This is a genomic window from Stieleria sp. JC731 (genome assembly GCF_020966635.1).
Lineage (GTDB): Bacteria > Planctomycetota > Planctomycetia > Pirellulales > Pirellulaceae > Stieleria.
The window spans coordinates 641,236-667,867 of the sequence record NZ_JAJKFQ010000011.1; the positions used below are offsets into that span (position 1 = coordinate 641,236).

Here is a 26,632-nt window from a genome sequence, read left to right on the forward strand (position 1 = left end):
AAGCAACAGGGCTACCTACAATCGTACCGCTACGACTAGGTCGCTGCGACTGCGTGCTGATAGAACCGGTTGCCGGAAATTGGATAAGTCGGAAAAGTCAGCGAGAGAGATTCATGCGGGCGTTATCGCAATCACTAGCGAAACTTTGCCCTGCGATGAAGTTTGCGTTTTTCGACTCCAGCGATTAACGCCCAACCGGATTGCTTGCGGCGTTTGCCAGTTTCGGCGGTTTTGGAAGCCGAACCTGCGAATGCAACTGCCGTTTCAGATCAAACAAACGATTAGTAACGTGGAACCTCTGGATCGATCTGCAAACTCCATGCATCGATCCCCCCGGCCATGTTTTGTGTCTTGTCGAACCCTCGGCTTCGCAACGCTTGCGTCACTTGCATGCTTCGTCCGCCATGGTGGCATTGGACAACGATGCGAGAATCCTTGTGGGATTCTAGTTCACTGATGCGTTCAAGTATCTCCCCCATAGGGATCAAGACACTTCCCTCGATCTTCGCCACCGAGTACTCCTCTGGCTGGCGAACATCAAGCAGCAAAAACTCTTCGTCCGACTGACGTAGGTCTTGTACGGTTTGAACGTCGATTTCGATCGGAAAGTCGTCAGACATATTCGATTAAATGTTTCGCGGAGGGGGGCTTACAAGCGGCAGTTGGAAATCGTGGTCTGGAAGATCGCCGTCGCACCCAATCGTTCCAGCTTTTCCATGACATCGATGATTTCATCGCGACGCACCATGACGCGGACGCTTCGAAGCGTTTCGTCTTCCAACGTTCCGATGGTGGGGGAATTGAACCCCGGAGTGATTTTTTCCGCATCGGCAAGCTTCGACAGCGGGACGTTGTATTCTAGCAATGCGAAGTCTCTCGCGATCACAACGCCTTCAAGCCGCCTGACAACGCGGTCGGCCATTTCTTTGTCGCGGCAGCGATCGTTTTGAATGAGCACCGTTTCATACGAGCCGATTTCTTCTAAGACACGCAGCCGATTGGCCGCCAGCGTGCTGCCGGTTTCGACCAGGTCGACGATCGCATCGGCAACGCCAAGGCTGATCATCACTTCGACACTGCCGGACAGAGAAACCATGTGAGCCAACGCGTTGTGTTGTCCCAGGTAGGCTTTCGTGATGGCGGGAAAGCTGGTGGCGATTCGTTTGCCGTCGAGTTCGTTGGCCGAACGAATCTCGCTGTCTTCGGGAATGCAGATCGCCAAACGACAACGTCCGACACCCAATCGCATGCGGGTGGTGACATTGGCGTTGGCTTCTTCGACCAAGTCACTACCGGTAATGCCCATGTCGATTGCGCCTTCGGCAACCAGGGTTGGGATATCGTCGGTGCGAAGGAAAATCATATCGATCGGCAGCCCTTTGACTTTGGCAAAGAGGCCACGATTCTGACGCCGGAAGTTCAGCCCCGCTTGCAGCAACAGCTCTCCGGAAAGTTCACTCAAACGCCCTTTGCTAGGGATTCCAATACGCAGGTTTTTATCTGTGAGTCCCATCGATCGTTCTTACTTTATTATCTTTTGTTCGATTGCTGGATCTGCCGTAGCGGCAGCTAAGATTGGTTTTGGCGGCTGGCTTTTTCTTCCAACCCTGACGTGCCTTCGCGACGGGCAAGCTCGGCAGCGATTTCGTCCAAGCTGACTCCGCGATAGGCCAACATCACCAGCGTGTGATAAATCAAATCGCCGGCTTCATAGACAAAGTGATTGCGTCCTTCTTCGCCGGGTTCGTCGGCAGCCTCGATCAATTCGGCTGCCTCTTCTAGGATTTTCGAACCGATCTTCGCCGTTCCGGCCTCCATCAATTTGGTCGTGTAAGACCCTTCTGGGCGGGTTTCGGCTCGTTCGGCGAGTGTCTTCATCAACCGGTCAAGCGGCAATAATGAGTCTGGCATTGGCTCTTTTCAACTATTCCGTTTTTCTACATCGTTCTTTTGCTGCGGATCGTAAATCAGACGGGCCATTTCGTCCACCTAGCCGTTCACCCCAGCTGTGTGCAGAAGCAGGCGTATCTGTCGGGGGGATCTCGCTAAAGGTTCACAATATCGATAACGCGGCCCTCGAAAATGGTTGCCAACACATCGCGGTCGAAACGGTCGTTTTGGCGACGAAGTGATCGGGACTACACGCCGAACACTTTTCGTACTAACGTGTCCGGACAATGTTCCAGTTTCCCATATTCGATAAGCCATCATTTCCGCCTCCGACATTCCTATGATCACAATCGTCGACTACCAGATGGGAAATCTCCGCAGCGTCCAAAAAGCGGTCCAGCGAGTCGGGGGGGAAGCCAAGATTTCTTCAGATCCTCATGAAATCGCTGACGCTGAGCAGCTGATTTTGCCCGGCGTCGGTGCATTTGGCGATGCGATGGCGGAAATCAATCGCCGCGATCTGGCTCAGCCGATTCGCGACTATTGCAGCACCGGCCGACCTTTTCTGGGCATTTGTCTGGGGCTGCAGTTGCTCTTTGACGAAGGCTTCGAGCACGGCAGCCACAAAGGTTTGGGCATTTTGCCGGGTGAAGTCGTGCGGTTCGAGCTTCCAGACCAGTACAAGGTTCCACACATGGGATGGAACACTGTCAAAAAACAGAACGAGTGTGCTTTGCTAAGCGATGTCGACGACGAAACTCATTTCTACTTCGTGCACTCGTACTATGTGCGCCCTGCCGATTCCGATGTCGTCGCGCTAACATGCGACTACGGACATGAATTTTGTGCGATGGTTTCGCGAGACAACCTTTTCGCCACACAGTTTCACCCCGAGAAAAGCCAAGCAAACGGTCTGCAGTTGCTTCGGCGTTTCACGCAGCTTGTTGCCTGCTGATTTGCCATTCATCATCGCGAGCACATCTGGTGCGTCATCTTCGCATTGAGAACGTGATGTGAGCGTCAACGCGTTGTAGGCGGGCGGCTTAACAGATCTGCTATCCAGTGCGGCAGTTTCAAATCAAAACAATCGAACAAAGATCATACGAGTGAGTCAGCAAGTTCAACCCGTCCAGCTTGTCCATCCCGATGGAAAGCGTCGCGTCGATTTCACCTGGAATGGCGATCGATTCATTCATCAATTGGTATGCGGCGATTCCGTCGTCGAGTCATTTGAGGAAGCTGAAGAGTTACCCTGGCCGGCATCTCCTCCGCTGCAGCAGCTCTCTGTCGAAGTGATCAATGATCAGGAAGTTGCTTTGGGAGTCGGTTGTGCAGGAACGAGCCACTGGAGCTTGAGTGTGCAGCCGATCGAAAACGGTTTCCACTTTGAATGGGCCTGCCGGACCAAGGTGTCGCCAGAGAGACTGCTTTCGACATATCAAATCCGTGGCACCTCGGAACCGGCTTGGAACCTGGAACCCGTCGGATCATCGACTCGCACCGATGGCAACGGAGTCACCGAGCTGAAGCCAACAGCCTCGCTTTCAGAAGCCGGAACTTTTCAGTGGGCTTACACTGCAACCGCCTAGCAGCCGTTAATTTCCGATTGTCGCCCTTCACTCCGTGAAGGTAACGCTCTTCCCGCTGGATTTCTGTCGTCCAAGGCGACTTTGTAAGGACTCTGACCCGAAAAGCAGGTCGCGAATCTGATCTTCCACGGCAGCGACGCTGGCTGATCAATCGAGAAACAATTCGACTGCTAGGATTCTGTTCTCGAATGGTCCTCGATAGCACGGCAAAAGCATCGATCGGTCCGACTCGGGCCGGATTGAAACCCTCCGGTTGCGAATTTGCCCAGCTTTCCCAGCTTCGCCTCGTTCAAAAGTTGATGAAAAATATTTCGGTGCAGATTGGCAATTGCAAGCCATTACGCAGTCTGAAGTTGGGGCGTGCCAAATTGTGCAAACCGAAAAACTTTTGCCTTTGCCCTATCTTTCCCCTTCCGGTTCATCCGCGGATCGGGATTCTTTGCGGCCTTCCAGAAAAGCCCATCGCCGAATGCTTGGGCTGGTGAATCTGGGAAACAGGACATGAGAACAGGGACATGGCAGGAATGGGCCACATTCGCGTGACGAACACCCTGACGGTGATTGTTGATGGAGCATGCGGTCCCTGGTCGATGAACTCAAAAAGGAATGTTTTGTGCGTTTGAATCCATTTGGATGTTTCCAGAAGCTGTTTGCAGCTGTGTGCGTCATCCTGCCGATGTTTATCTCGTCGGTGGATGCCCAATCCGTCACGTCGGTCCGACAAGCGAGCCCTTCATACACGCTGGAAACCTATCGGTGCCAGCAATGTGGACGGCTGCACGAGCGAAAAGTGTCCGTTGAACCGGTCCGGCAAGGGGCGGAAACTTCGGTACCTACCGGAGCAACCCAGCCACAGTCGGCAGCGGTTGTTACTGTGAATGCCACTGCGAGTGCTCAGGATCGTGGAGTCAGCAATGCTGCTGTCGAAAGCGAGCTGGTGACGAAAGCGAGCCAAAATTCCGCGGATCTTTCTGGGGAACTGACGGTGCGTTCGGCTAGCGGTGCAAGCGTCAGCGGCAGTATCAGTCGTGAACGCGGCGGAATACAAAATGTGCTTTCCACCTTGAATCAACAACGTCAACGGAAAGGATTGCGAGCGTTGCGTTTCGATCCCGCGCTTCAGGCGGTTGCCGAGCGTCGGGCGCAAATGATGGCGAGCATGGGGACGAAGTCGCATCCGCCAGGATCGTTTTCGCCCGGACGATACGAAGGAGTGGGCTGGTCGAGTTCTTATTCGCCCAATGGGGTTCATGCGTGCTACACAAGCGACCCAAGAATGACAGTTGCCGGTGCCGCGATGGCGACGGGACGCGACGGAGTTTACTTCGCGGTTGTCTATCGCTAGACAGCATCCGGCGGCTGATTTGTCCACCACGTCGTTTTGATCCGACCGAACATCGGTTCCGAAGGCGTCACTTTGTCTCTGTTTTGGCGCCGGCGTTTGCCGGCGCGTGGGCGGCATTGGCCAAGCATTCTCAGCGGTCAGCTCATGCGGCGAGTGTCAGCACGTTTCTTTCGGCGGACCAGGCACGCCGTACCGTGCAGGAGTTGCTCGATACATCGCTGCAGTACTGCCCCAGGACCTATGAGAACGATAAGCACTGGGGAGAGACCAAAAAAGTCTGGGCCGGTGTGCGAATCGGGCACGAAGGCTTCAAAATCACCACGCACCGTCGCTGGAAAGAAGTCAAACACGGGTTGCAAACGAAGTACAAAATCGCCTTCCCTGGTGATGACAAGGCGCCGCTTCCGGTGCACGTGGACGTACGGTCAGTTTCGCCGAATCTGACAGACGACGCATCGAGCGCGAAAGGTTGGAAGATCGACTGCTATCTGATCACGCCACTGGATTTCCAGGCTCGGGTCGAACGCTGGAATCGCGGCGTCAAGTTTTATAGCGTCGAAATCCTGGGCAAGATGAAAATCGGTTTGCGGATCGACGGGCAGCTCGATGCCTATCCAGATTATGCGGAACTGCCGCCCGCCATCGTCATTGATCCTGCGGTTCAGCAAGCAGAGTTGACGTTGATGTCGCTTGATGTCGATCGAGTGAGTAAAATCGGGGGTGAAGTTGCCGAGCAGTGGGGCGAATTAATGGAAAAAGTGATTCGCGCGGTGTTGCTCGATGATTTCAACGAAGGGCTTGCCAAAAAACTGAATCGTGCGATCGACAAAAAACGGGATCGATTGCGATTGTCTATCTCTGATTGGATGAAGCAAATCAATCAGGCATAAGCCAATTGCCCCCAATTTGAACGGTCAAATGGACATGACCAACGCGATCATGAAACATTTGTGATTGTCCTGACGGACCGGCAAGCACCACCCATCGAGCGATAATTCTCGATAAACCCCAGGTTCGGAGCGGGGGAGTTCAAGGTAGACTCTCCGTTGGACCTGCTTATCTTGTGGTGATTAATGGATACAACGGCTTGCCCATCTTGTCACGAAATCGTCCGTGTGGCCTCCATGAAGGTGCCTGCGGATTGCTCAATCCAATGCCCTTGGTGCGACGAGGTCATACCTGCGGAGCAATGGTTTTCAAAATTGCCGCCGCTAGCGAGATTGCTGGATGCTGATGGCAACCCATTGCAAGTTGATTCGGCAAATGCGTTTGGTGATATCCGCAAGACCGACATGGCAAAGAACGAGCTGTGTAGCGTCGATCCGTCGCCCTCGCGTGTTTCTCTAGATGACGAATCCTTAGACACCGGAACACCGATCGGTCTGACCGGGCTGGCGCTGCCGTCGGATGAGCACGATGAATCGCTCTCGAAGAAGTCGCCTGTGGTGACCTTGGATGAACTTTCGCAAACATCCCAGCAACAAGATGAGCTGGTTCAAAAGGTCAACGAGGAACTGGAAAGTCTACGAAGCGATAGCCTTCCAAAAGACGTTCCAGCTTGGATGACGACTGTTGCGACTAGCACCGGTGCAGCGAACAGTCCGGCTAGCGAAAACGAGGTGTCATTGGCGACCGGGGATCAGCAGGGCAAGCTGGAACGTCCGCAGCTTGTTAGCCATCCTGGCGACCAAGCAGAACATCGGCAGGAAATCGCTGAGCATGATACCGCATCAGAAAACGATGGCTTAGCCGAGACCGAACCACAGACCGATCGTCGGCGACCAACACTTGAAGAAGTCGAGGAAGCTTGGGCGGAAAGCGAATCCTACGTGGACGCAGAAGATGACGGGTTGGCCTTTGACGATATTGAAGGTTTCGATTCATCGGACGATGGCTACGAAGACGACCTGGACGAATCGGATGTTGAATACGACGAAGAAATCCTGCTGACCGGGGCGGCAATCTCAGATCAGGGGGTTGATACCAGCGATCGAGCCGATAGCAGTTCGTCCGTCTATCTCGACGATGATCGGCCTTACTATCGAAGCAACGGTTGGGGAAAGCAGCGCCGCAGCGCGATACGTTTTTTGAAGATCGCGTCCCCTAGTTTGCTTGCGATCCCTGCTCTTGTTTTCATCCTGCTGCAGTCCAACATCAACCTCGGGTTCTATCCCTTTGACGGTGCATGGAATCCCAAGCAGGATGCGTCGAACGAGAATCAATTTGCCGCGTTATCGGGCAACGGGACCGCTCAAAACAGTTCTGGCCTCGGTGATTCGCTCGATCCTCCTGAAACCGAAGATGGCGAAACGACAATTCCAGATTCAGTCATTCAGCAGGGGCCAATTGAGGAATCAGAATTTGTTGTTTCAACAGACGACGCTTCCGATCTAGCAGATGCTCAGCCTGTCGTTACATCGCAACAGTTGATTGATTCCGATGCGAAGGTGGCTGACGTCGATCCTCCATTTCAATCGGCGATGGATCCTTCCGGTGACACTGATGTTTTTGCTGATGCAGAGTCTTCGAACGCGATCACGTCGACCGGTCCAACTGAAGATGATCCTTCGAGCGATACCGGGTCGCCCGCCGTTGGGAACATCGTCGATCGTCAGTGGGATTTACCTATGGACGATGTCATGGAGGAATTGAAAAACAACCTGACACCATTCGATGGTCAGATGGATCAACCCGGTGTCACCGTGGAGATGATCGCTAAACGCCAACAAGAGGAGCGTTGGCAGAGAAGGCAACGAGCAACAGAAGATCTCGATTCTGAATCCTTCGCGAGCAGTGTCTCTGATTCGGGAAATGAATCAGAAGTAAACGCCGTACCAGACAGCGAACTAAACAGTGAAGATGCCGGCGTGGATTCGATCGCCAAATCAGATGCGGCATCAACGATCGATCGGCAGGAGCTTGACACAACCGCGTTGGAAAATCCGGTGCGTCAAGCGAGCGCCCAAAGCGATGTCGAACAACAATCCTTAGGGTTGGTTGCCAACAGCCACACGCCGATCGCGGACGCAGGTCCGGTCCAAGACATCAATCCGCTGCCTTCGGATATATTCGCGACTGACCCCAGCCATCTAGAAGCGGCGGAATCGGCTTGTTTGAAGGTTGTTGAATCACTTGAGTCTTTGCATCCATCCGATCAAAACGATCGCCAAGCAACCATCGCGAATCTGAAAGCGTATCGCGAAGTTTGTCGTCTCGTGGACGTCGAAGGTATTGCGGATGCGCCGTCGCTAAAGGCTGTTTTGCATCAAGTGGCAGAGAAGCCAATCCATCGTCAATTCACATCACTAAGTGGTGCTTGGATTCAGTGGCCCAAACGCCAGACGAAAGGCGTATTACTTTTGGGAAAAGTCGAAACCGAAGATGGGCAGACAACTCTGCGTTTCGACGACGGATCGCAAGTCGCACTTGAGCATGATTTCGGCGATCGACGTTCTCTGGTCGAAGGAGAGTCGATCGTCGGGCTTGCCGAGATCATCTCTGCCGAATCGCCGCGATCGGTGCGCCTCATCGAGATTGTCTCCGGGCCTTGATCGTTGGTGTGATACTTTCGCCATTTGATCGGCTGTGTACTATGCTCGATCGGCACTATTCGCTGACCTTCTATGAATCAAGCAATCGATCCTGACTCCCCTGTTGAACCAGGCTCCCCTATTGAACCGGGGGAATCGTCTTCACTGTTGGCAACGCTTAGCTATGGCTTGTCGATCCCGGAGCGGACCGCACGTAGTGCATCGGCGGTTGTGGGGGGACTCGTCAACGAAACCGCAGGGTGGGTGATTCCGGCTGCGTTTCGATCTTCGAAAACATACTCAGCTTTCATCGGCCAAGCTTTGGACATGATGATCCACGATGTCGGTGGAGTCACGAAGAAGCAAATCGCACCCGCTGAAAACCAAGAAGCTGCGTTAGCACAGAAAGCTGTCGGTGGACTACTGGATTTAGCCGGCGCGGCGACCTTGCACCTTTCACCGCTGACAGTCTTAGCCGTTTTCAATGATGTCGCCTATGGATCGAGTCACTACCTCAAGCGTCTAAGCGAAGAGCTGAAGCGTGAAGGGATTATCGATGAAGCGTCCAGCATTGATCGCGTTTCGGATTTAATTGATGCGCTTCATCAGACTGGCAGTCGTGCTTCAAAAGCTGCCGAAGCACCACCGTTAAGTCTTGAAGCGATGACCATCACGATCACGGAGATCGCCGCTCAGGTTCAGCAGGTTGATCCAACAGACATTTTGCCGCAAAGCGAAATCAACCGGATCTGGCAGGAAATGGAAGCGGCGGCCGATCAGACTGGCGTGGGGATTTGGGATATCGGAACGACGATGACCATGTTTGCAATCGACAGATTGTCATTGTCGACGCGCGGTGCACTGTCCACCGTTCGCGTTGCCGGTAGCTTGTTGGATGAACACTTCTTTTCACACTATGGCGAAGCACTTGTCGCGATCCGTGAAGACGGATTCTATGAGACGTTGTCAAAGTCGTCGGCACCGTACCTTGATGCGGTATGGCATAACTTCGACAGTGGACGCGAGACGTGGACTGAAGAATTGATCACTGGACGTATGCCCAGAAAGTGGTGGTCAAGCTTCGTTGGTTGGTTCAAAAGTCGGTCTGAATAAAGAAAGATTGCAGAGCGTTCTCCTTGCGAACCGTTAAACTATTGGACGGAAGAGTGAACATTTTCCGTCCCTCTTAGCGGCTGTTTTCGCCTGCCCCGACAGCTGAACCTTCCCGCCAAACAGAAAGGGCAATTGCAATGCCGGCTTTCGAAGTTTCTCAGTCGATCGACATCAACGCCGACGCTAACCACGTCTTCGACTACTTGCGAGATTACGCCAAGTGGAGCGAGTGGTCGCCATGGTTGCTTGCCGATCCCGATTGCGAAATGACGTTCAAGGGTGAAACAGATCAAGTCGGTGGGGGCTACAGCTGGGACAGTGATATCGTCGGTTCGGGGCAGATGGAGCACACCGAAATCGTTCCGCCTTCGGAAGGTAAGCAAGGACTGCTGCGTGCGGACCTAAAGTTTCTGAAACCTTGGAAGTCAGAATCGGATGTCGAGTTCGTTGTCCGTTCCACAAGTGACAGCGAAGGCATGGTTGGAACCATTGTCACTTGGAAGATGAAAGGTGCTTTGCCGTTCTTTTTGTTTTGGATGAAGCGGCTGATGGTCTCCATGATTGGGATGGATTACGACCGCGGTCTGAAGATGCTGAAGTCCCAGATCGAAACCGGCAAAGTCGATTCCGCACTAAACGTTCACGGCGTTCAACAGATCGAAGGGCGACGAGTGATTGGCCGTTCGACTAGCGTTCGCCTTCAAGAAATTTCCGCGGCGATGGAAAAGGACATCACCGAGATCAATCGCAAGCTGAAAACGGCAGGGGTGGACGCCGAGGGAACTTGGTTGGCGGCGTATAGCAAGCTGAATCTAAAGACTCAGACGTTGACCTACTTCGTCGGTATGGAACTTGACGAAAGCATCGCTGCCCCAGATGGTCTACAAGCACAGGTGATAGAACCGTTGCAGTGCATGCACGTTAGACACACCGGCAGCTACACCCATCTTGGTAACGCATGGTTCACGGCGCATCAGCGAATTCGATCCGACGGTCATAAAGCCGCTTATCGCAAACCGTCACTCGAAATTTATCGCAACAACCCGGAAACAACTCCGCCAGAAGAATTGATCACCGACGTTTATGTTCCGGTGAAATGACGCCTTGATTTCAGCTCTGGAAGTTTCAGCCCAATTCTAATCTGCGGCCGATACTGAAGCCTTTAGTCGAAACCAGGTTAGACGCTTGGTGTAGAATCACGCTTCAGGATTCACGATCGCTTTTTGTGCTGGGGCTTGCGACTGGACCGATCTGCAATGCGTCAGCATGGATACGAAAAAGGAGTCCATGATCCAATGAATGGACCGGACTCCTGAGATTCAATTGCCATGATGCGCGCAGGCTTGGCGATTGCGCACCGAGCTGACTGACGATGTCAGTTCTAGCTTGTCGAATTCATGTCTTTGAGTGATTTGCCCAAACGCTTTCGACTTGCCGCTGTGGTGGCTTTCTTGCGTGTGCGCGTCGTTGTGCTGGTGGAGCTTGAGTCGTTTCCCAACAAAGCGGCCAGCGTTGGCTGGGCATCCGCATTGTTTTCAGGGAGGCCGATTTGTTCGACCGCATCGCTAACGCCCATCAGTACTGATTGACGAACGCCATCACGGAGCCATTGGAAGAAGTTCATATTCATCGTTGACTGACTTTTCAATCATGTAGGTTCTGATTTAACAGCCACCGAGATCTGCGGGCAGACCTGCGGGGCACGCTAGGTCAGAGCAGATGCGATTGATTAAACCCATAGCGAAACCGACTGCATCAATACTCTTCAGGTCGGCTTCTAGAAAGATTGGCGGGTCCAAGTCCAGGCTAGTTTCAGGCGAGGCGTTATTTCGGGGCCAAGCTAATCCGCCTTCGGAGGATCAATCCAATCAAATTCCGATAGTGCGATGACCTTGACCGCGTCTTGTCGTTTTTCTGCGATCGTCGCTAGCATTTTGGCGGGCAGTTCGCCTGCATCAGAATCGGCCTTTAAGTTCGCTAGTGGGCTTAGAAAGTAGGCTGTGCTGCACGCTTCGGCATCCGTCGCTGATTCGGCGACCACGGTTAGCGATAGCAGTTCCCCGGCGGGATAGCCCGTGCGTGGGTCAATGACATGCCCGTATCGGCGGCCGCGATGGTGAAAAAACTGTTTTCCCGATCCGCTGGTTGAAAGGGCAGCGTCGATCAAACGGATGCCAGCCAGCCTTTGATTGGGTTTTGTCGGGTGTGCGATCCCTACGGCCCATCCATTTCGTGTCTCAGCCAAGTTGTCTTGATCGCCGCGTGCAAGCACGCTGCTGCCGCCGCCATGGATCAAAAAGTTCTTCAGCCCCGCTTCGGTCAATGTCGCGGCCAATCGATCGAGCGCATAGCCTTTGCCGATCGCCCCCAGATTGATTTCCATTCCCGGTCGTTCGAAATGAACGGAAGAATCGTCACGGCGAAGTTTCAGGTGATCATGCCCCACTTTCTGTAGCGCATCCTGAATCTCTTGGCCATTGGGTTTGCGCCCTTGCCGGCTGAGGAACCCCCAGGAACGGATCAACGGTCCGGCAGTGATATCGAATGCGCCGTCGGTTCGCTGACTCCACAGCTGCGATTGCTCGATCAGTCCGAACGTGGAAGCAGAGACTGGCACCCATTCGTTTTCCGCATTCGCGTTGATTTTGGAAATCTCACTACCGGGTTGATAGACCGTCAATTCGGCTTCGATTTCATCCAGGCATTCCAGAGCGGCAAAGGCAGCATCAATTAGGGGGGCATCCGACGGGGGCAGCATCACAACGAACTCGCAGGCCATCGCGCGGTGTGTGATTGTTGTCAGCATGAGCGAAGAAAAATTTTTGAAAAAGATTTGAGAACCAAACGACAATTTGGCGACTCTATCAGTCTGTACACTGTGCGTTTAAACGCTGTGGACTGGGGTTTTAGCCTGTTCAACAGTTTTTAAAGAGGCCGGGATCGGGTCGATTGGTTGGATTTTTAGTTGGCCAGACAAGGGTTGCCAAAATAAGTTCCATCCAGCACAATCTCGCCTCAAGGGTAAGCGTCAGTCTTACCGAAAGCCGAAGGTAACGGAGCGGTGGCTGAGTGGTCGAAAGCGCCGGTTTGCTAAATCGGTGAACCGGGAAACTGGTTCCGCAGGTTCGAATCCTGTCCGCTCCGCTTGACCGAGTAAGTTTGTGCTTGCACATTACTCGGGCGGAGTTTGCCCTCTGGCTAATTTTTGGCCCGGGCACATGTTGCTTCGTCAACCTAGATTACGGTTGTCAAAGCAAGGTGGATCGCAAGGCGATTCGGGTGTCGTGACCGGCCCCGCGAGATTATCTCGTCAGCCCTTGAACGATCATGAGAGTGTAGCTCAGTCGGTAGAGCATTCGACTTTTAATCGAATGGTCCTGGGTTCAAGTCCCAGCACTCTCACTTTTTTATCTGGCAACGATGGATGCCTCGGACCACCGGCGACTCTCGCCGGTGCGGCACTCGAAGTTGTCCAAGCGGATGTAAAGCCGCTTGAGAATTCTTAGCAGTCCACCGAACGAAAAGCGTCCCAGATCAGCCGCAACGCGCCAGCGTGCGGTTCCCAGCGCTAACCGCAGGCTGGCGCCAGGCGGCTGATAAATCACATGCCGTGCATTGGGGCATTCTCATATGGCACCGATGCTAACCCTGGCTGCAGAAAACCAGCGACCGACATGCGTCCCAGATCAGCCGCAACGCGCCAGCGTACGGTTCCCAGCACTAACCGCAGGCTGGCGCCTTGCGGCTGATAAAACTTGTTGCTGCTGTGTGATTAGCCGAGGACTTCTTTGATGACGTGGCCTTCGACATTTGTTAGGCGTCGCTGAATGCCGTTGTGCTGGAATGTCAGACGCTCGTGATCGAGTCCCAGTAGATGCAGGATCGTCGCGTTGAAGTCATATAGCGGGTGAACGTCTTCGACGGCCTTCTGCCCGAGTTCGTCGGTGGTTCCGTGGCTGACACCAGGTTTCACACCCGCGCCGGCGAGCCAGCAGGTGAAACCGTCGGGATTGTGATCTCGGCCCTTGGAGCCTTTTTGAAAAAATGGCATGCGACCGAATTCGGTACACCAAACGACGAGCGTGTCGCTGAGCAAACCACGTGATTTCAGATCCTTGATCAATGCCGCCGCCGGCTGGTCGAGGATGGCCGCGTGTTTATCGTATTGTTCCTTCAGTTTGTTGTGACCGTCCCAGTTGAGTTCTCCTCCACTGGCGTAGGCACCGTTGAAAAGTTGAACAAAGCGAACTCCGCTTTCAATCATCCTTCTGGCGAGAATGCAATTGCGGGCGAAAGCCGCTCGATTCGGGTTGGACTCGTCATCGGCGCCATAGTCCTTCAAAACGTATGCCGGTTCTGAGCTCAAGTCTGTTATCTCTGGTACGCTCAGTTGCATTCGCGCTGCCAGTTGATAGCTGGCGATGCGAGCGGCAAGCTTTTCGTCGCCTAGGTTTTGTTCGAGATGTCTTTGGTTGACTTTTTGTAGCAGTTCCCTGGCCGCGCGATCGTTCGCATCGCTAATGCCTTCCGGGCGAAGATGTCGGATCGGATCTTTCGAGCTGAGCGGTGTTCCTTGGAATGCAGACGGCAGGAAGCCTGAACCCCAATTGTTGGAACCGTTTTGTGGAACGCCACGAGGATCGGGCATCGCGACATATGCTGGAAGGTTCTGGTTTTCGCTGCCGAGTGCGTAGCTGACCCAGGCACCGAGGCTCGGAAATCCATCGAGCGGTGTGCCCGTTGATAGAAAGTTCTCGGCGGGACCATGCGTGTTGCTTTTGCTGGTCAGCGAATGAACGAAAGCGATCTCATCGGTGAGTTCTGCGAGATGGGGAATCATCTCGCTGACCCATTTTCCGGTTTGGCCGTGCTGACGGAAACGGTATTGAGGACGCGCCAAGTTTCCAGCCGGGCCTTGGAATGTAACTGCCGGTCCGCCTTCAAGTGGCTTGCCGTCACGTTTGATTAGTTCCGGTTTATAGTCCCACGTTTCTAGTTGACTAACAGCTCCCGCACAGAAGATCACGATCACATTCTTAGCCTTGGCAGCTGTGTGCGGCTGCCGTGGTGCGAAGGGACGCGTCGGGTCAATTGTGGGGCTTTCGGCAAGAACTTGATCGCCGAGCAACAGGTCCAAAAGCGCAATCGAACTGAGCGCTGTCGCGGAGTTTGCTAAGAAGCCACGGCGGTTGAAAACAGGTTCAATCATTCGGTCGGTTGAGTTGCTCATGCGAATGTCAATTTTGTCATGGCAGAAATAGAAACTCGTTGCTGTTGAACAGGACTCTGCAAAGGGTGGGTAGGCCGTAGCGCTGGACGGTTTGCTCCGCATCGGAGAGCTCCACTGCCGATGGCGGGCGTCCCAAAGCAATCGTGTAAGCGAGCTGGACCTGTGACTCGGTATCGTCGCCAACTTCCGCGATGACACGGTCGGCGAACGCATCGGATTGCTCAAGCGTCAGGCGGCTGTTGAACAGGTTCAATGCCTGAATCGGTGTTGTCGACTGCACACGTCTCGGTGTGCTTTGCCCTGCGTCTGGGCAATCGAACGCGCCAAAGACGCCGTCTCGTTCGCGACGAACTTTGTGGGCATAGATCATGCGTCGAAGTCCCTCACCGCTAAACGATTCGATTGGCGAAAACCCAGTCAGTCCACCACGACGATTGAAAAGGTCGAATCCACGTCCGCCCATGGAAAGATTTAGCTGGCCGCTGACGGCAAGCATGCTGTCGCGTATCGCTTCGCCTTCCAATCGTCGCGATGGGTAACGCCACAACAGCCGAACGTCGGCGTCGACTGCTGTAGCTTTGGCGTTGGAAGAGCCTGACTGGCGATAGGTTGACGATAAGACGATCAATCGGTGCATGTGTTTGACAGACCAGTCCGAATCGATCAACTCCAACGCCAACCGATCGAGCAATTCTGGATGGGATGGCAACGCCCCGTTTCTTCCAAAGTCGTTGGCCGTTTCGACCAGTCCGATTCCGAAGTGCCACTGCCAAATCCGATTTGCCATGACTCGCGCGGTCAGCGGGTTCTGCGGGCTAGTTATCCATTCGGCGAGTGCAACGCGTCGACGTTGTTCTGGTGTCGAGTTCGGCAATCGCAAATCACCGATAGCACTTAGAGCGGCAGGAGTCACCAAGTCGGCTGGTTGTTCAGGGTCGCCGCGACGAAGCAAATGGATTTCATCGGGTTGACGGAACTGCCCCGCAAACGCCTTTTGCCTGTTCTGCAACTTGGCAATTCGTGATTCGAGTTTCTTCTTCTGCCGCAGCAAACGAGACGCATCACGGGCGTCTTGTTCGGGAAGGCCACCAACCGTAAATGACTTTTCGGATGGACGGTCTGGATTCCAAGGTTGTCGATCGGTTGCGTCAGCCAAAAGTTGCCATCGATCATCGATTGCGATTTCGATTCGGTAGTCTGTTGGGAGTCGATCTTTGAACTTGCCGTTTCGGTCCCTGCCCCAGACGACGCGGTCGATCAGCTGTGCTTCCGCAAATTCCAGCTCAATCCAGCCGGTACCAACAGCGTTGGACAGCCAGCTTCTTGAGTTGCCGTATTCGCCATCGTTGATGAAATCCGGTTGATGTCGGTCGGCAACAATGATGTCCCCGGATGTACGGATGGTCGTCCCCTGACTCGAAAGGGCGACGTTCTCGCCAGCCGTGTTGAGTACTTCGAGTTCGTCGATACACGGTTCGAGGTTGTTGGTCGACAGGACTGTGAAACGTAGTTTCTTTGCCAGCACCGGCGTAAAGCGATCGATATTCTTGATTGGTGAAATCTGTTGGCGCGGTGGCAGTATCGCGGCAACAGTCTGTAGTGAGTCCGGTGTAGATCCCACCTCTAACCTGAACGCCGTCGCCAAGCGGTCATCGAGTTCGCCGTTTCGATCTCGCCCCCAGACAACTTTCGAGATCGCAGTTGTCGTCGGAAGTTCGAACATCAACCAACCGCGTCCTTTGGAATCCGACATCCAGCTCGATTCATTCCCATAGCGTCCGTCGTTAACATGTTCCAGTTTGTGTCGTGCGGACGTTCGACTTCCCGAAGCACTGACCTTGGTTCCTGCGGAAGCCAACGCAATATTTTTTGGTTCCGAATCGGCGGTGAAGATCTCGAATTCATCGATGCATGGTTCGATCAGTCCCAGCGAAGGGTGAAGGTTCGAATCGTGAATGGTGAAGCGAACAAACTTCGCATTGATCGGCGAAAAAGAGTGAACGTTCGATTTTGCATTGGGCATTTCCCGTTCTGAATGAGCCTCTTCACGAGGCTTTGCCAGGGGAACAAATTCAGTGAGTTGGCTATCCAGCTTTGCAACTTGATGATGCAGTGTTTTAGCTTCTTTTCGTTTCGCTTCTGACTCGGGGGTTTGGATTTCACGGTCCGCGTATTCGACACCGGCGACAAAGGCTTGCATCGAGTAATAGTCTTTGGCGGTGATTGGGTCGAACTTGTGGTCGTGACAGCGGGCGCAACCTACGCTTAGCCCTAAAAAGCCTTGACCGATATTGTTCACGATTTCGTCAAGTGAATCTTGTCGGGCGAGACGAATCGACGGTGCATCTTTACCGATTTGCCCCGGCAGCAAAACAGATGCGGTGACTAGAAATCCCGTTGCAGCATCGACTCCCATTGCATCGCCAACGAGTTGTTCTCTGATGAATTGATCGTAGGGCGTGTCATTGTTGAACGCTGCGATAACGTAGTCTCGATAAGGCCACGCATTAGGACGCTCTGTGTTGACTTCGAACCCGTGGGTGTCGGCATACCGGGCAACGTCAAGCCAGTGTTGACCCCATCGTTCGCCGTATCGCGGTGATTTTAACAGGCGATCAACGACCGCTACGTAGGCTGCTTCGCCCTGCTTTTCTGCATCCTGCAAGAAGGCCGTGACTTCGCTTGGTGTTGGCGGAAGTCCGGTAAGATCAAGCGTGACACGACGAAGCCACACGGTGTGATCCGCAGACGCGGAGGGTGATAGACCTTCCTGCGACAAACGCGATTGAATGAATCGATCGATGAAGTTGTGTGCCCAGCTTGGATCATCAACAGTAGGAATCTCAGGACTCTTCATCGGTTTGAAGGACCAGTGATCGAGCCGGTTTTCCAGCTTTGCTAAATCGACACCGTCTGGCCAAATCGCACCCGCATCGATCCAGGCTTTCAGGATGCTGATCTCCTCTGCAGAAAGTGGGGCCGTGGACTCCGAATCGTCAGCAGGTGGCATGCGTGAGTATTCATCGTCACTGGTGACCAATTCGAACAACGGACTATCCGCCGCGTTGCCCGCAACCAAACTTGGGCCATATCCATCGCCTCCGTTGAACGCGGCGGATTTGATATCCAGTCTTAAACCACTTTTCTGTTTGTCTGGACCGTGGCAGGAGTAGCAGTGCTTTTGAAAGATCGGGCGAACGTCGCGGACAAAATCGATATCAGATGCTTGTGTCGCGGCATTCCCGAAAACCGAGAGCAGAAATAACAAGAGCAGAAGCAGAGCGGAAAACCGGGGACTTAACGAGAAGTGGCGCCGCATCACATTTTTGCAGTTCACAACACACCTTCCGCTGCCAGGACCAGGATTAGGACCAAATACAGAATGCCAAGTTACTTAATCACTCGAGTGTAAAGGATAGTCTCCCTGGGCGCGTCCATGGTGCAGATGAGGTCGCGAAGTCGTGACGATGATCGAATGCTCGCCGATCTACCAAGGTGGGCGGTGATATGAAGCAACGGAATCCCATTGTCGCATCGTTCGATTGGCGAACTGAAGCCGCGTATTTTAGAGCAGATGCTTGGCTTTGACTTCAAGATATTGGTTGACCAGCGGCGCGGTCAGCTCATCGGGATAGCTATCGACCAGCAGCACACCACGATGTTCGAGATCCTTGAGCACCTGTTCTCGCCAGACCAGAATGTCGGCAGCTGCGGCGGCGCGATACATATTCATTTCAGAGCCGTCAGGATTGTCGGCCGCTTCAAAGATGGTGCGGTCACGCAGCAAGACTCCCATGGGTAAATGTTGACCGTTGAGGTTAACCAGGTAGTCCGTGATTGCACCACCGTTGACTTCGTCGATCACATTGGTTGTCAACACCACCAGCGAGCGACGCTTGCAATGGTTTCGGAGATACAGGAAAGCTTGGTCATAGCGTGATTCGACCATACGTGGAAACTGATCAAACCCGGCATGCAATAAACGATTCATCTGACTCGGTCCGCCACGAGGCGGAATGTACGCGTGAATCGAGTCGGAAAAACAAAGCATGCCGACGGCGTCGCCTTGATGAAGCGCCACGTAGGCCATCATCAGGCAAGCGTTCAATGAGTGATCCAGTAGTGAATAACCGTCTCGCGTTCCTGTCATCATGCGTCCGCAGTCAAGCAGAAAGATGACGCGTTGACTTTGGTCGCTTTGGAATTGGCGAACGGTCAGCTTGTTGCGCCGAGCGGTGCTTCGCCAATCGATATGACGAAAGTTGTCGTCGCGGCTGTAGTCACGAAGCCTTTCGAAGTCACTGTCCTGTCCGATGCGCCGGGTACGACGAACGCCGATCAGGCTCAAGCGATTTGTGCGTGCCAGAATGGCGTAGTCACTCAACTGCTTCATGTCCGGATAGACATTGATGCCGTTGTCCAGTGGCAGCTCCAGGTATCGCGTCCATAGACGCATCGGACTGGCAAACCGCAGCGTCACACTTTCGAGTCGAAACGCGCCACGCTGGGAAGGCGTCAGTTTGCGCTGAAAGCTCGCGCGACCATTGGGAGGTAGACGCAGCGAATGTTGATCCGGATTGGATGCAAAACTATCTGGCGTGTCATCACGCACCTGGCCGAGCAGAGTCGATGAACATCGATTTTCGATCGTCAACGTGCTTTCGATCGGAACACCTTGCGAACATGTATGTGGAATTTCGCGAGATGCGGAAATGCCTCGGTTCGTCGTCAAATACAGGGTCAGAAAATCGACGCTGGCGACGATCAATAACAGCCAGTCGGTCGCCAGCACCCAAACAAACAGGTTGGGATTGAAAACAGTTGCGACGCTCCCCACCAAGGTCAGGGCCAATACACCCATCCAGACCATTGTCGGAAACATTTTGAATTTCCATGCCGCAACAATCAGGGGAACGGCGAATATCGCCAGCATCAGCCAAGGTAATTGAGAGTAGGCCTGAAACTGGTTTTCGGTGATGTCGCGGACAATTTCATTCATGCCGACATATTACCGGAGGGTGATCAGGCAAGATACGCGGCGGTGAAGGAATCGGTGTTGGATTTGGCAACTCGGTCCGTTATCGCATCCGCTCACTGGATCGACTGTCCGGGTGCGATTGTCCGGGTGCGATTGTTCGGGTGCGACTTTCCGAGCGTGACAAATGGTCGCCACTAGTATGACGATGATACTGGAAAGTTTTTTGAGCGGATTTATTTGCAATCACCCCGTTGTCGTTCGATCCGATTGGTTGGAAACTTCAGTCGTACGAAGTTCAACAAATCAGTCACGCAAAGCTATAAAGATCGCATGCGAATCGTCCTGTGCTACCCTGTCGGCGAACGGCACATCAAGCAAATCCGTGCCGCCGCGCCGGACTACGAAGTCATCAATGCCGGTCAGGAAAAAATAGACGAACTGCTGCCGACGGCCGAAATTTTCATCGGCCACGCCAAGGTTCCGGTCAACTGGGATCGAGTGCTCGATGCGGGGAAACTGCGTTGGATTCAATCTTCGGCCGCAGGGCTGGATCACTGTCTTGTTCCAGGTGTAATCGCCAACGACCAGATCACCGTTAGCAGCGCATCAGGATTGTTCGCCCCTCAAGTTGCCGAGCAAACATTCTCACTTTTGTTTGGTGTGATTCGCAGAGCACCTTTGTTTTTCCGGGCGGAGCGAAAACGAGAATTCGTACGACTGCCGACCGATGATTTGCGCGGCAAAACGGTTGGAATAGTCGGACTCGGTGGAAACGGGCGAGCGCTCGCTCGAATGCTTTCACCTTGGGACGTGCGAATTGTTGCGACGGACTACTATCCCGTTGATTGCCCCCCCGAGGTCGATGAATTGTGGCCCGCCGACGAGCTGGACGTACTGCTTGAGCAGAGTGACGTGGTCATCCTTGCTTTGCCTCTAAATCGCTCGACACGAGGGCTGTTTGACGAAGAACGTTTCAGCAAGATGAAGCGTGGTTCATACTTGATCAATGTCGCTCGTGGTGCGATCGTTCAAGAGGCCGCGTTGTGTGCTGCGCTCGAAAGCGGTCATCTCGCAGGTGCGGGCCTGGACGTGACAGAAGTCGAACCACTTCCCGAAGATAGTTTGCTGTGGGACGATCCGAAGGTGATGATTTCACCCCACGTGGGTGCACAGTCCAATCGTCGAGTTGACGATTCGACCAACATGACGGCGATCAACCTGAAACGCTACCAAGCGGGGCTGCCAGTTTATAATCGGGTCGACAAGCAGCTTGGATTTCCGCACCCCTCGGCGGCCTATCGAGGCGAAGCGAGCTGAGGACGGAACGCAACCGTGAGTACTAGTGCTTTGTTCCAACTCGATTTTAGGATTAGCCGTATGGCGTTAGCCACGGTTTCAGTGCAACGACTGGGACTACCGCCCGTCGGCTGATGACCCGAACCCGTATTTTCATATGGAACGAAGCACTAGCGATGAGTAGCAGTAATCGAGAGGCTGTTGAGTACGACGCAACGATCTTTCATTCCGACAAAGCGGTAGGCCCAATTCGCTTGCCCATGAAACATTCATCGTCGTTTGTTGAACAGTTCAATCGCATCTATGGACACCGGCACTACCGATTGGTTGGGCGTCCGAAGGTTGCACCGGAATCGGAGCGATCACGACTGTGGCCGTCGTCGGCGGCGCAGACCGATTAGACAGCCAACGCACCCGATCAAAACTGCGGATGATGGCTCCGGAATCGCTGTGACTTGGATTGTCATCAGCTGATAACCATCGGCCGCAAGGATACCGGACAGTTGGTCTTCATAAGGGGCAAGCAGTGTCGAAAAGCTGTCGTAACGATCGCCCGCGGCAGCGCTTGATCCCGCCGGAACGTCGATGCCCATGTGGGTGCCAAGGATCCCAAGCGTCCCATTGATCGACATCAAAGCCGTGCCACCTGAATCGCCAGTGAGCAATCCGATCTCGTCTTGGCCTAGCCCCCCGCTGCCCGAGTTGCTGTCGGTGTCGTACGAAAACTGCATGGCTACCGTATCGCCCGAACCGGTGTCAAATTGAACGATGCCAATGTTATCGATGATGTTGCGTCCGGCCCAATCATGTTGCTCAAACGCGATCAGCTCCCTTCCGATTAGATCCGCAGCGGTTCCCACCACGATGGGCAATGGTTGAATCGCCGCGTCGACTTCCGAATCGATTCGATGGACGCGAATGTCACTGCCAACTGATCCGAGGCCTGGGATATACGTTGTCAGTCGCTGGGACGAAGTGGACAAGTAAGTCCGCTCGACTCCGTCGAGGCCGACAAAGGTGGCGGACGTGCCAGCGATATGGTTCGCGGTCACATAATGCCGTGGACTGATCAACACGGCTCGTTGACGAGCGACACCGGACAGTTGGGAATGATCGAGAAAGAAATTCGGGTTCGCACTGTCATCGCTTAGGAATCGGGCGTGCCGATCGGAGTCGAATTCGTCGATAATTCCCGCCCTCGAGTAATCGGCTGCCAGAAACAAACTAACCAGGACTGTGAATGCGGGAATGAAAACGCCCGGTTGATAGGGTTTTGGCATATTTGGCAAGCAGCGGCGGAGGAGCGATTTGGAGGTCGGTTAGTTTAATTCGCAGGCAATCGAATGCTGATTAATAGTCGATTGATCGCGATACAGTGTCGAGAACTGTTCATCAATCGGCGACGTATGATAGATTCGCCGCGCGGCGGTAGCGCGATGTAATACTCTGCTTTGCGACACCAAGTGGAGCGACTGTACTGTAATCGATCGGTCTGGTCTTAGTCGCGCCGAGTCAATGATTACGCCGTCGTGACAGATGCCAGTTTCACTTCGCAAGCAACGTTTTCGATTCGTCCCGGGCACCATTTCGCATCGAATTGTGGCGAGTGCTGCGGTAGCATATTTCATACCAAGGGGCACGATTTCGTGCTTGTCGGCTTTTTGTCAATGATCGCCTTTTCTAAAAACCGGTCCCCCATGCTCTGATGCTTCGACTGCTGCAGCGTTTTGGCGTCAACCGAGCTGTTTCTTATGCGATGGCGACACGGATTTGGCAAATTCCTTCGGGCGTTATCACGACGCTTCTGATCGCATTTTGCCTACGGCCGGAACAGCAAGGAATCTATTTCCTGATTCTTTCGATCACCGGTCTGCAGGCATTGGCTGATGCCGGGCTGTTGAACACGATCATGCACGCCGCCAGCCACGAAATTGCGGGGATGCGAGTCGATTCTGGTGGAGTGATTCGAGGCCCCAAGTCAAACCGGTCGCGACTGGCCGCAATTACCAGGTTTGCCGTAACGTGGTTTGCGATTGCAGCGGCCATTCTGATCATCGGCGGGGTAATTTTCGGCTACCTGATGCTGCTCCGGAAACAGATGGTGTCGATGGCGTTTATGCCATTGGCGTTTGCGGTCCTGGCAAGTGGATTAACGCTTTCGATTGCTCCACTGGTTGCCCTCTTGGAAGGCTGCAACCAAGTTCAGGTGGTCAATCGGTATCGTCTGGGCCAAGTGATCACAGGCAGCTTAGCGGTTTGGGCTTTCCTTGCCCTGAATGCTCATGTTTGGGCGATTGCTGCGTCCGTCCTGGTTCAGTTGGTTTGGGAGCTGAGCTTGGTGCTAGGACGCTATCGAAAGCTGTTTGTGCAGCTGTGGCGAACCAAGCCGGGGCAATTTCAATGGCGAACGGAGATTTGGCCATTGCAGTGGCGAATTGGAGTTCAGTCCGTCGTACGCTACTTGGCATTGATGCCGATGGTACCGGTCCTGTTCGATGTTCACGGACCCGAAATCGCAGGACGCTACGGAATGACTTGGCAGATTTTCAGCAACCTATTGATGGTGTCGTATGTCTATGCGAGGACGAAATCGCCGGACTTTGGCAGGCTGATAGCCGAGCGTAAACGCCATGAAAGTTTCGTCTTGCTGAAGCGAGTCACGCTCGGGTCGACATTTGTGTTGACGATATTGGTGGTCGCTTTTTGCGCCACCTTGTTCGTCATGAACGGTCTTGGATTTTGGTTTGCGGTCCTGATTTCGTCGCGTTTCTTAACGCCTTGGACTTGCGTGTTGTTTGCCTTCGCAATGGTTCCGATGCACTTGGCCCAGTGTTTTTCGCTTTACATACGCTCGCAGCGTTTTGACCCCATCTGGCGGGTCAGCATTCCTGCGTCGATCTGTTTGGGATTGGCAGGTTACTCGGCAAGCTATTTCGGTCGGCCTGATTGGATTGCTCTGGCGATGCTGGGCACCTTTAGCGTGACATCTGCCGTCCTTTCTGTCATGACGTTGCACTACCACAAACATTTCGAAACCCAGGCCTAGTGCTGCGTTCCAACTCGATTTTAGGATTAGCCGTCTGGCGTTGGCCACGGTTTCATTGCAGCAACCGGGACTAACGCTCATCGGCTGATGACCCGAACCCGTATTTTCTTATAAAACGAAACAGTTTCTCGGTCGGTGCCACCCACCATCTGAACTAACTCGATCCTAGGATTAGCCGTATGGCGTTAGCCACGGTTTCAGTGCAGTAACTGGGACTAACGCCCATCGGCTGATGACCCGAACCCGTATTTTCACATGGAACGGAGCGCTCGTGGGTCGGTCGGTTCATCCCCACAGCAACGAATTGGCTTGCTGTGCGGGATGCTACCTTTGTGAGCTCTATGTGGGGCGGCACACCGCTGAACCGGAGCTTTGCGAAAAGCAAGAGTGGTGAAAAATCCAGCATCGGGACCGCGATTGGTGAGTTCATCGCATTGATCCTTGTGAGCTGGCCAGGGGGTAGGGAAAGTCCCAGTCGTGTCGGCTTCGGTGAAGGTCGCTCTGGTGACCTGCAGGCAGCGTATTTTTGCCCGATAAGACTCGTTTTTTGCGGTATGATGCTGTTGCGGTGCCCAATGATCCCACTATCGGATTTTGTTCGCTGGGACGGATCAATGTCGCTATTTAAAGTGGTCAAGCTCGGCTTTGGTTATTGGCTTGGACCCTCGTATCGAATGCGTTTCTGGCTAAAATACCGCCACAACAGCCGATTAATTAGTCGGTTCTTCGGTTCCTACTCGATCAATCATCACCGATGAAAAACCTGTTCGGATTGCTCGTCTTATCTCTCGTCGCTTTCTCGGCTCAATCTGCCTCGGCCTATACACCTGAAGATCCTGTCGTGATCCAGATGGTCGACCGGGGTGTTCGGTTTATTGAGCAATCGAAACCGACGATCAAAGGTGAACATGTTGTTTGTGCCTACGCACATTACAAGGTCGAGCACGACGACCAAAATCCCTTCGTCGCTGAAGGGATTCGGATCGCGCAAGAATACGCGCGGACAATTGTTGGCGGTCAGGGGCAAAAATCAAATTACGAATGTGCGGTCGCAGTGTTGCTGCTCTGTGAAGTCAGCCCCACCCGATATCGCAATGAACTGACAACGTTCAAGCGGTACTTCGATGAGATTCAAATGTCGCACGGCGGCTATGGATACCCGAACGAGCACGAAGGTGACGTGTCCCAAACGCAGTATGCGATTCTTGCGATTTGGACGTTGGACCGTCATGGCTTCAAGATGGATTTCAACCGTCTCTACAAAGCGATGGAATGGCTGTTGATTGTCCAAGACGTCAACGGGCCTTGGCCATACCACGGCATCGTCCCTCGAAATCCCGGACTGGCATCGCAGAAAGACACTTCGATGTCGATGGCACTAGCTGGCGCTGCGAGCCTATTGATTGGCGGTGATGCTTTTCGAATGTGGGGTGATACCGCACCGGAAGAAGAAGACACCGGATATGTCGGATTGCCAAAAGCGGTCAAGCTTTATCAAGAAGACGCGAACATCGAACGTCGCCAAAAGACGAAGAAGCCTTCCGAGGCGGCGATCAAAAACGCTATCGGCCGAATGGAAGTCTGGCGAAAGGGGCACCCCGAAACCTTCGGCGGGAACCTTTATTGGTTCTTCTATACGGCCTATACAACGGAGCGATACGAGAGCTTCGTCGAGATTGCATCTGGGCAACCGATTTCGAAGAGTCCGGCTTGGTACAACAGCTTGGTAACGGAGCTGATGGAGCTTCAATCAAAGGACAGTGGCGGTTGGGAAACTCGTGCTCACACCGCACCGCACGTCAGCACCGCGTTTGCCGTGCTGTTTCTAATCCGCAGCACGCAAAAATCGCTCGGTACTGGTGCGAGTGCGACAACGATCGGCGGTCAGGGGTTTAGTGACAACGTCAGTAAAGCTCAGCTGGTCAACGGTAAAGCAGTCACGAAGTCACCGGCACAGACGGTGTCAGGCATGTTGGAATTGCTTGAAGGCGACGGAGCTGATTCGTTAGACGGAAAGTCACTTGCCGATTCAGCAACACTCGCGACCACTCCCGTCGAACGGTCGGCTCAACTTGATCGCCTGGAGCGGCTGGTTCGCGGAAGTCAATCATGGCAGGCTCGCCGTGTTTCGGCACGATTGCTTGGGATGAGTGATGAACTTCGAGTGGTGCCGGCTTTGATTTATGCCCTCAGCGATCCCGACAAGCCGGTGCGTTTGTACGCTCGTGACGGATTGCGATTCATTAGTCGAAAGTTCGAAGGATTCGACATGCCTGATGAGCCCTCGAATTCGGAGCTGCGTCAAGCTCAACGCAAATGGCGTGATTGGTTCCTGACGATGAAACCGGATTACGTTTTCGTCGACGATTTTTAGGATTCAGCCCGCCACCGAGCCGGTTCACGCTCGTGACGGTTTCTCGGGTGTGGTGGTCGTTGATTGATTCAACCGCGGCTAGCGCCTTCGCGGCTCAGGGGCAATCAAACTGAGCCGTTTCGCGCTAGCGACGGTTGAATGAGTTGCACGCGTTTTTGGCGGGCAGAGCCCGCGAGACATTGCATGCGAGGCGGGAGCCTCGCACGAGCGAATTTTTCAAACTCGTGGCAAGGCTCCCGCC

At 53.7% G+C, this 26,632-nt stretch carries 19 protein-coding genes and 2 tRNA genes; 12 read left to right on the forward strand and 9 right to left on the reverse strand.

The genetic code is table 11. The annotated features are described in order from the left end of the window. Positions 1 to 281: 281 nt before the first annotated feature. Genes LOC67_RS19300 through LOC67_RS19310 form a run of 3 tightly spaced genes read right to left on the reverse strand, consistent with a single transcriptional unit; the run spans position 282 to position 1,911 of the window. On the reverse strand, positions 282 to 620 hold the full coding sequence (locus LOC67_RS19300) for a rhodanese-like domain-containing protein (protein ID WP_230264368.1): 339 nt from the start codon (positions 618 to 620) through the stop codon (positions 282 to 284). Between the two features lie 29 nt (positions 621 to 649). Further along, the gene (gene hisG / locus LOC67_RS19305; RefSeq protein WP_230264369.1) at positions 650 to 1,513 is read right to left on the reverse strand and encodes an ATP phosphoribosyltransferase; all 864 of its coding nucleotides are present in this window, start codon (positions 1,511 to 1,513) and stop codon (positions 650 to 652) included. A 56-nt stretch (positions 1,514 to 1,569) separates the two neighbouring features. Continuing rightward, positions 1,570 to 1,911 carry a phosphoribosyl-ATP diphosphatase gene (locus LOC67_RS19310; protein ID WP_230264370.1) on the reverse strand — a complete coding sequence of 114 codons (342 nt, stop codon included), beginning with the start codon at positions 1,909 to 1,911 and terminating at the stop codon, positions 1,570 to 1,572. A 319-nt stretch (positions 1,912 to 2,230) separates the two neighbouring features. On the opposite strand from LOC67_RS19310, the gene hisH reads away from it, so the two are divergent. The 7 genes from hisH (at position 2,231) to LOC67_RS19345 (ending at position 10,567) form a co-directional block, all read left to right on the forward strand. Further along, on the forward strand, positions 2,231 to 2,845 hold the full coding sequence (hisH, locus tag LOC67_RS19315) for an imidazole glycerol phosphate synthase subunit HisH (protein ID WP_230264371.1): 615 nt from the start codon (positions 2,231 to 2,233) through the stop codon (positions 2,843 to 2,845). 151 nt (positions 2,846 to 2,996) lie between these two features. After that, positions 2,997 to 3,479 (forward strand): hypothetical protein, encoded by a 483-nt coding sequence (locus LOC67_RS19320; protein WP_230264372.1) that lies wholly within the window; start codon positions 2,997 to 2,999, stop codon positions 3,477 to 3,479. Between the two features lie 574 nt (positions 3,480 to 4,053). After that, complete coding sequence (locus LOC67_RS19325) at positions 4,054 to 4,824, forward strand: CAP domain-containing protein (RefSeq protein ID WP_230264373.1); 771 nt, start codon at positions 4,054 to 4,056, stop codon at positions 4,822 to 4,824. 116 nt (positions 4,825 to 4,940) lie between these two features. After that, positions 4,941 to 5,714 (forward strand): hypothetical protein, encoded by a 774-nt coding sequence (locus LOC67_RS19330; RefSeq protein WP_230264375.1) that lies wholly within the window; start codon positions 4,941 to 4,943, stop codon positions 5,712 to 5,714. 225 nt (positions 5,715 to 5,939) lie between these two features. Then, entirely contained in the window at positions 5,940 to 8,375 is a 2,436-nt protein-coding gene (locus LOC67_RS19335) for a hypothetical protein (protein ID WP_230264376.1), read from the forward strand. A 72-nt stretch (positions 8,376 to 8,447) separates the two neighbouring features. After that, on the forward strand, positions 8,448 to 9,467 hold the full coding sequence (locus tag LOC67_RS19340; protein WP_230264377.1) for a hypothetical protein: 1,020 nt from the start codon (positions 8,448 to 8,450) through the stop codon (positions 9,465 to 9,467). A gap of 137 nt (positions 9,468 to 9,604) precedes the next feature. Beyond that, positions 9,605 to 10,567, forward strand: coding sequence for an SRPBCC family protein (locus tag LOC67_RS19345; RefSeq protein WP_230264378.1), 963 nt, complete (start codon positions 9,605 to 9,607; stop codon positions 10,565 to 10,567). A gap of 281 nt (positions 10,568 to 10,848) precedes the next feature. Here the strand turns inward: LOC67_RS19345 and LOC67_RS19350 are convergent, their stop codons facing one another. Both LOC67_RS19350 and LOC67_RS19355 read right to left on the reverse strand, forming a co-directional pair. Then, complete coding sequence (locus LOC67_RS19350) at positions 10,849 to 11,091, reverse strand: hypothetical protein (RefSeq protein ID WP_230264379.1); 243 nt, start codon at positions 11,089 to 11,091, stop codon at positions 10,849 to 10,851. A 216-nt stretch (positions 11,092 to 11,307) separates the two neighbouring features. Next, on the reverse strand, positions 11,308 to 12,273 hold the full coding sequence (locus LOC67_RS19355) for an FAD:protein FMN transferase (RefSeq protein WP_230264380.1): 966 nt from the start codon (positions 12,271 to 12,273) through the stop codon (positions 11,308 to 11,310). A 249-nt stretch (positions 12,274 to 12,522) separates the two neighbouring features. On the opposite strand from LOC67_RS19355, the gene LOC67_RS19360 reads away from it, so the two are divergent. Further along, positions 12,523 to 12,611, forward strand: a tRNA-Ser gene (locus LOC67_RS19360). Between the two features lie 185 nt (positions 12,612 to 12,796). Then, positions 12,797 to 12,869: transfer RNA gene (locus LOC67_RS19365), tRNA-Lys, on the forward strand. Positions 12,870 to 13,239: 370 nt separating this feature from the next. On the opposite strand, the gene LOC67_RS19370 is transcribed toward LOC67_RS19365, so the two are convergent. The 3 genes from LOC67_RS19370 to LOC67_RS19380 all read right to left on the reverse strand — a co-directional run bounded on the left by LOC67_RS19370 (position 13,240) and on the right by LOC67_RS19380 (position 19,696). Further along, positions 13,240 to 14,697, reverse strand: a complete 1,458-nt coding sequence (locus LOC67_RS19370) for a DUF1501 domain-containing protein (protein ID WP_230264381.1) — start codon at positions 14,695 to 14,697, stop codon at positions 13,240 to 13,242. A gap of 16 nt (positions 14,698 to 14,713) precedes the next feature. Further along, entirely contained in the window at positions 14,714 to 18,016 is a 3,303-nt protein-coding gene (locus LOC67_RS19375) for a PSD1 and planctomycete cytochrome C domain-containing protein (RefSeq protein ID WP_230264383.1), read from the reverse strand. Between the two features lie 246 nt (positions 18,017 to 18,262). Then, positions 18,263 to 19,696, reverse strand: coding sequence for a DUF58 domain-containing protein (locus LOC67_RS19380; RefSeq protein ID WP_230264384.1), 1,434 nt, complete (start codon positions 19,694 to 19,696; stop codon positions 18,263 to 18,265). A gap of 309 nt (positions 19,697 to 20,005) precedes the next feature. Between LOC67_RS19380 and LOC67_RS19385 the strand changes: the two genes are divergently transcribed. Continuing rightward, positions 20,006 to 20,992, forward strand: coding sequence for a D-2-hydroxyacid dehydrogenase (locus LOC67_RS19385; RefSeq protein ID WP_230264385.1), 987 nt, complete (start codon positions 20,006 to 20,008; stop codon positions 20,990 to 20,992). Between the two features lie 341 nt (positions 20,993 to 21,333). Here LOC67_RS19385 and LOC67_RS19390 read toward each other — a convergent pair whose 3' ends face one another. Beyond that, a complete protein-coding gene (locus LOC67_RS19390) occupies positions 21,334 to 22,251 on the reverse strand; it encodes a PEP-CTERM sorting domain-containing protein (RefSeq protein WP_230264386.1) in 918 nt (305 codons plus the stop codon). A 425-nt stretch (positions 22,252 to 22,676) separates the two neighbouring features. Here LOC67_RS19390 and LOC67_RS19395 point away from each other — a divergent pair, with 425 nt between their 5' ends. Both LOC67_RS19395 and LOC67_RS19400 read left to right on the forward strand, forming a co-directional pair. Next, positions 22,677 to 24,017 carry a hypothetical protein gene (locus LOC67_RS19395; RefSeq protein ID WP_230264387.1) on the forward strand — a complete coding sequence of 447 codons (1,341 nt, stop codon included), beginning with the start codon at positions 22,677 to 22,679 and terminating at the stop codon, positions 24,015 to 24,017. Between the two features lie 754 nt (positions 24,018 to 24,771). Continuing rightward, positions 24,772 to 26,391: a hypothetical protein gene (locus LOC67_RS19400; RefSeq protein ID WP_230264388.1), complete on the forward strand. Its 1,620-nt coding sequence runs from the start codon at positions 24,772 to 24,774 to the stop codon at positions 26,389 to 26,391. Positions 26,392 to 26,632 lie beyond the last annotated feature (241 nt).

What these genes read in the sequence shown, in the direction of transcription:
- LOC67_RS19300 (WP_230264368.1), bottom strand. Translation starts at nt 620, where the DNA reads ATGTCTGACGACTTTCCGATCGAAATCGACGTTCAAACCGTACAAGAC.
- hisG (WP_230264369.1), bottom strand. Translation starts at nt 1,513, where the DNA reads ATGGGACTCACAGATAAAAACCTGCGTATTGGAATCCCTAGCAAAGGG.
- LOC67_RS19310 (WP_230264370.1), bottom strand. Translation starts at nt 1,911, where the DNA reads ATGCCAGACTCATTATTGCCGCTTGACCGGTTGATGAAGACACTCGCC.
- hisH (WP_230264371.1), top strand. Translation starts at nt 2,231, where the DNA reads ATGATCACAATCGTCGACTACCAGATGGGAAATCTCCGCAGCGTCCAA.
- LOC67_RS19325 (WP_230264373.1), top strand. Translation starts at nt 4,054, where the DNA reads ATGCGGTCCCTGGTCGATGAACTCAAAAAGGAATGTTTTGTGCGTTTG.
- LOC67_RS19340 (WP_230264377.1), top strand. Translation starts at nt 8,448, where the DNA reads ATGAATCAAGCAATCGATCCTGACTCCCCTGTTGAACCAGGCTCCCCT.
- LOC67_RS19345 (WP_230264378.1), top strand. Translation starts at nt 9,605, where the DNA reads ATGCCGGCTTTCGAAGTTTCTCAGTCGATCGACATCAACGCCGACGCT.
- LOC67_RS19350 (WP_230264379.1), bottom strand. Translation starts at nt 11,091, where the DNA reads ATGAACTTCTTCCAATGGCTCCGTGATGGCGTTCGTCAATCAGTACTG.
- LOC67_RS19355 (WP_230264380.1), bottom strand. Translation starts at nt 12,273, where the DNA reads ATGCTGACAACAATCACACACCGCGCGATGGCCTGCGAGTTCGTTGTG.
- LOC67_RS19370 (WP_230264381.1), bottom strand. Translation starts at nt 14,697, where the DNA reads ATGAGCAACTCAACCGACCGAATGATTGAACCTGTTTTCAACCGCCGT.
- LOC67_RS19375 (WP_230264383.1), bottom strand. Translation starts at nt 18,016, where the DNA reads ATGCGGCGCCACTTCTCGTTAAGTCCCCGGTTTTCCGCTCTGCTTCTG.
- LOC67_RS19380 (WP_230264384.1), bottom strand. Translation starts at nt 19,696, where the DNA reads ATGAATGAAATTGTCCGCGACATCACCGAAAACCAGTTTCAGGCCTAC.
- LOC67_RS19385 (WP_230264385.1), top strand. Translation starts at nt 20,006, where the DNA reads ATGCGAATCGTCCTGTGCTACCCTGTCGGCGAACGGCACATCAAGCAA.
- LOC67_RS19390 (WP_230264386.1), bottom strand. Translation starts at nt 22,251, where the DNA reads ATGCCAAAACCCTATCAACCGGGCGTTTTCATTCCCGCATTCACAGTC.
- LOC67_RS19395 (WP_230264387.1), top strand. Translation starts at nt 22,677, where the DNA reads ATGCTTCGACTGCTGCAGCGTTTTGGCGTCAACCGAGCTGTTTCTTAT.
- LOC67_RS19400 (WP_230264388.1), top strand. Translation starts at nt 24,772, where the DNA reads ATGAAAAACCTGTTCGGATTGCTCGTCTTATCTCTCGTCGCTTTCTCG.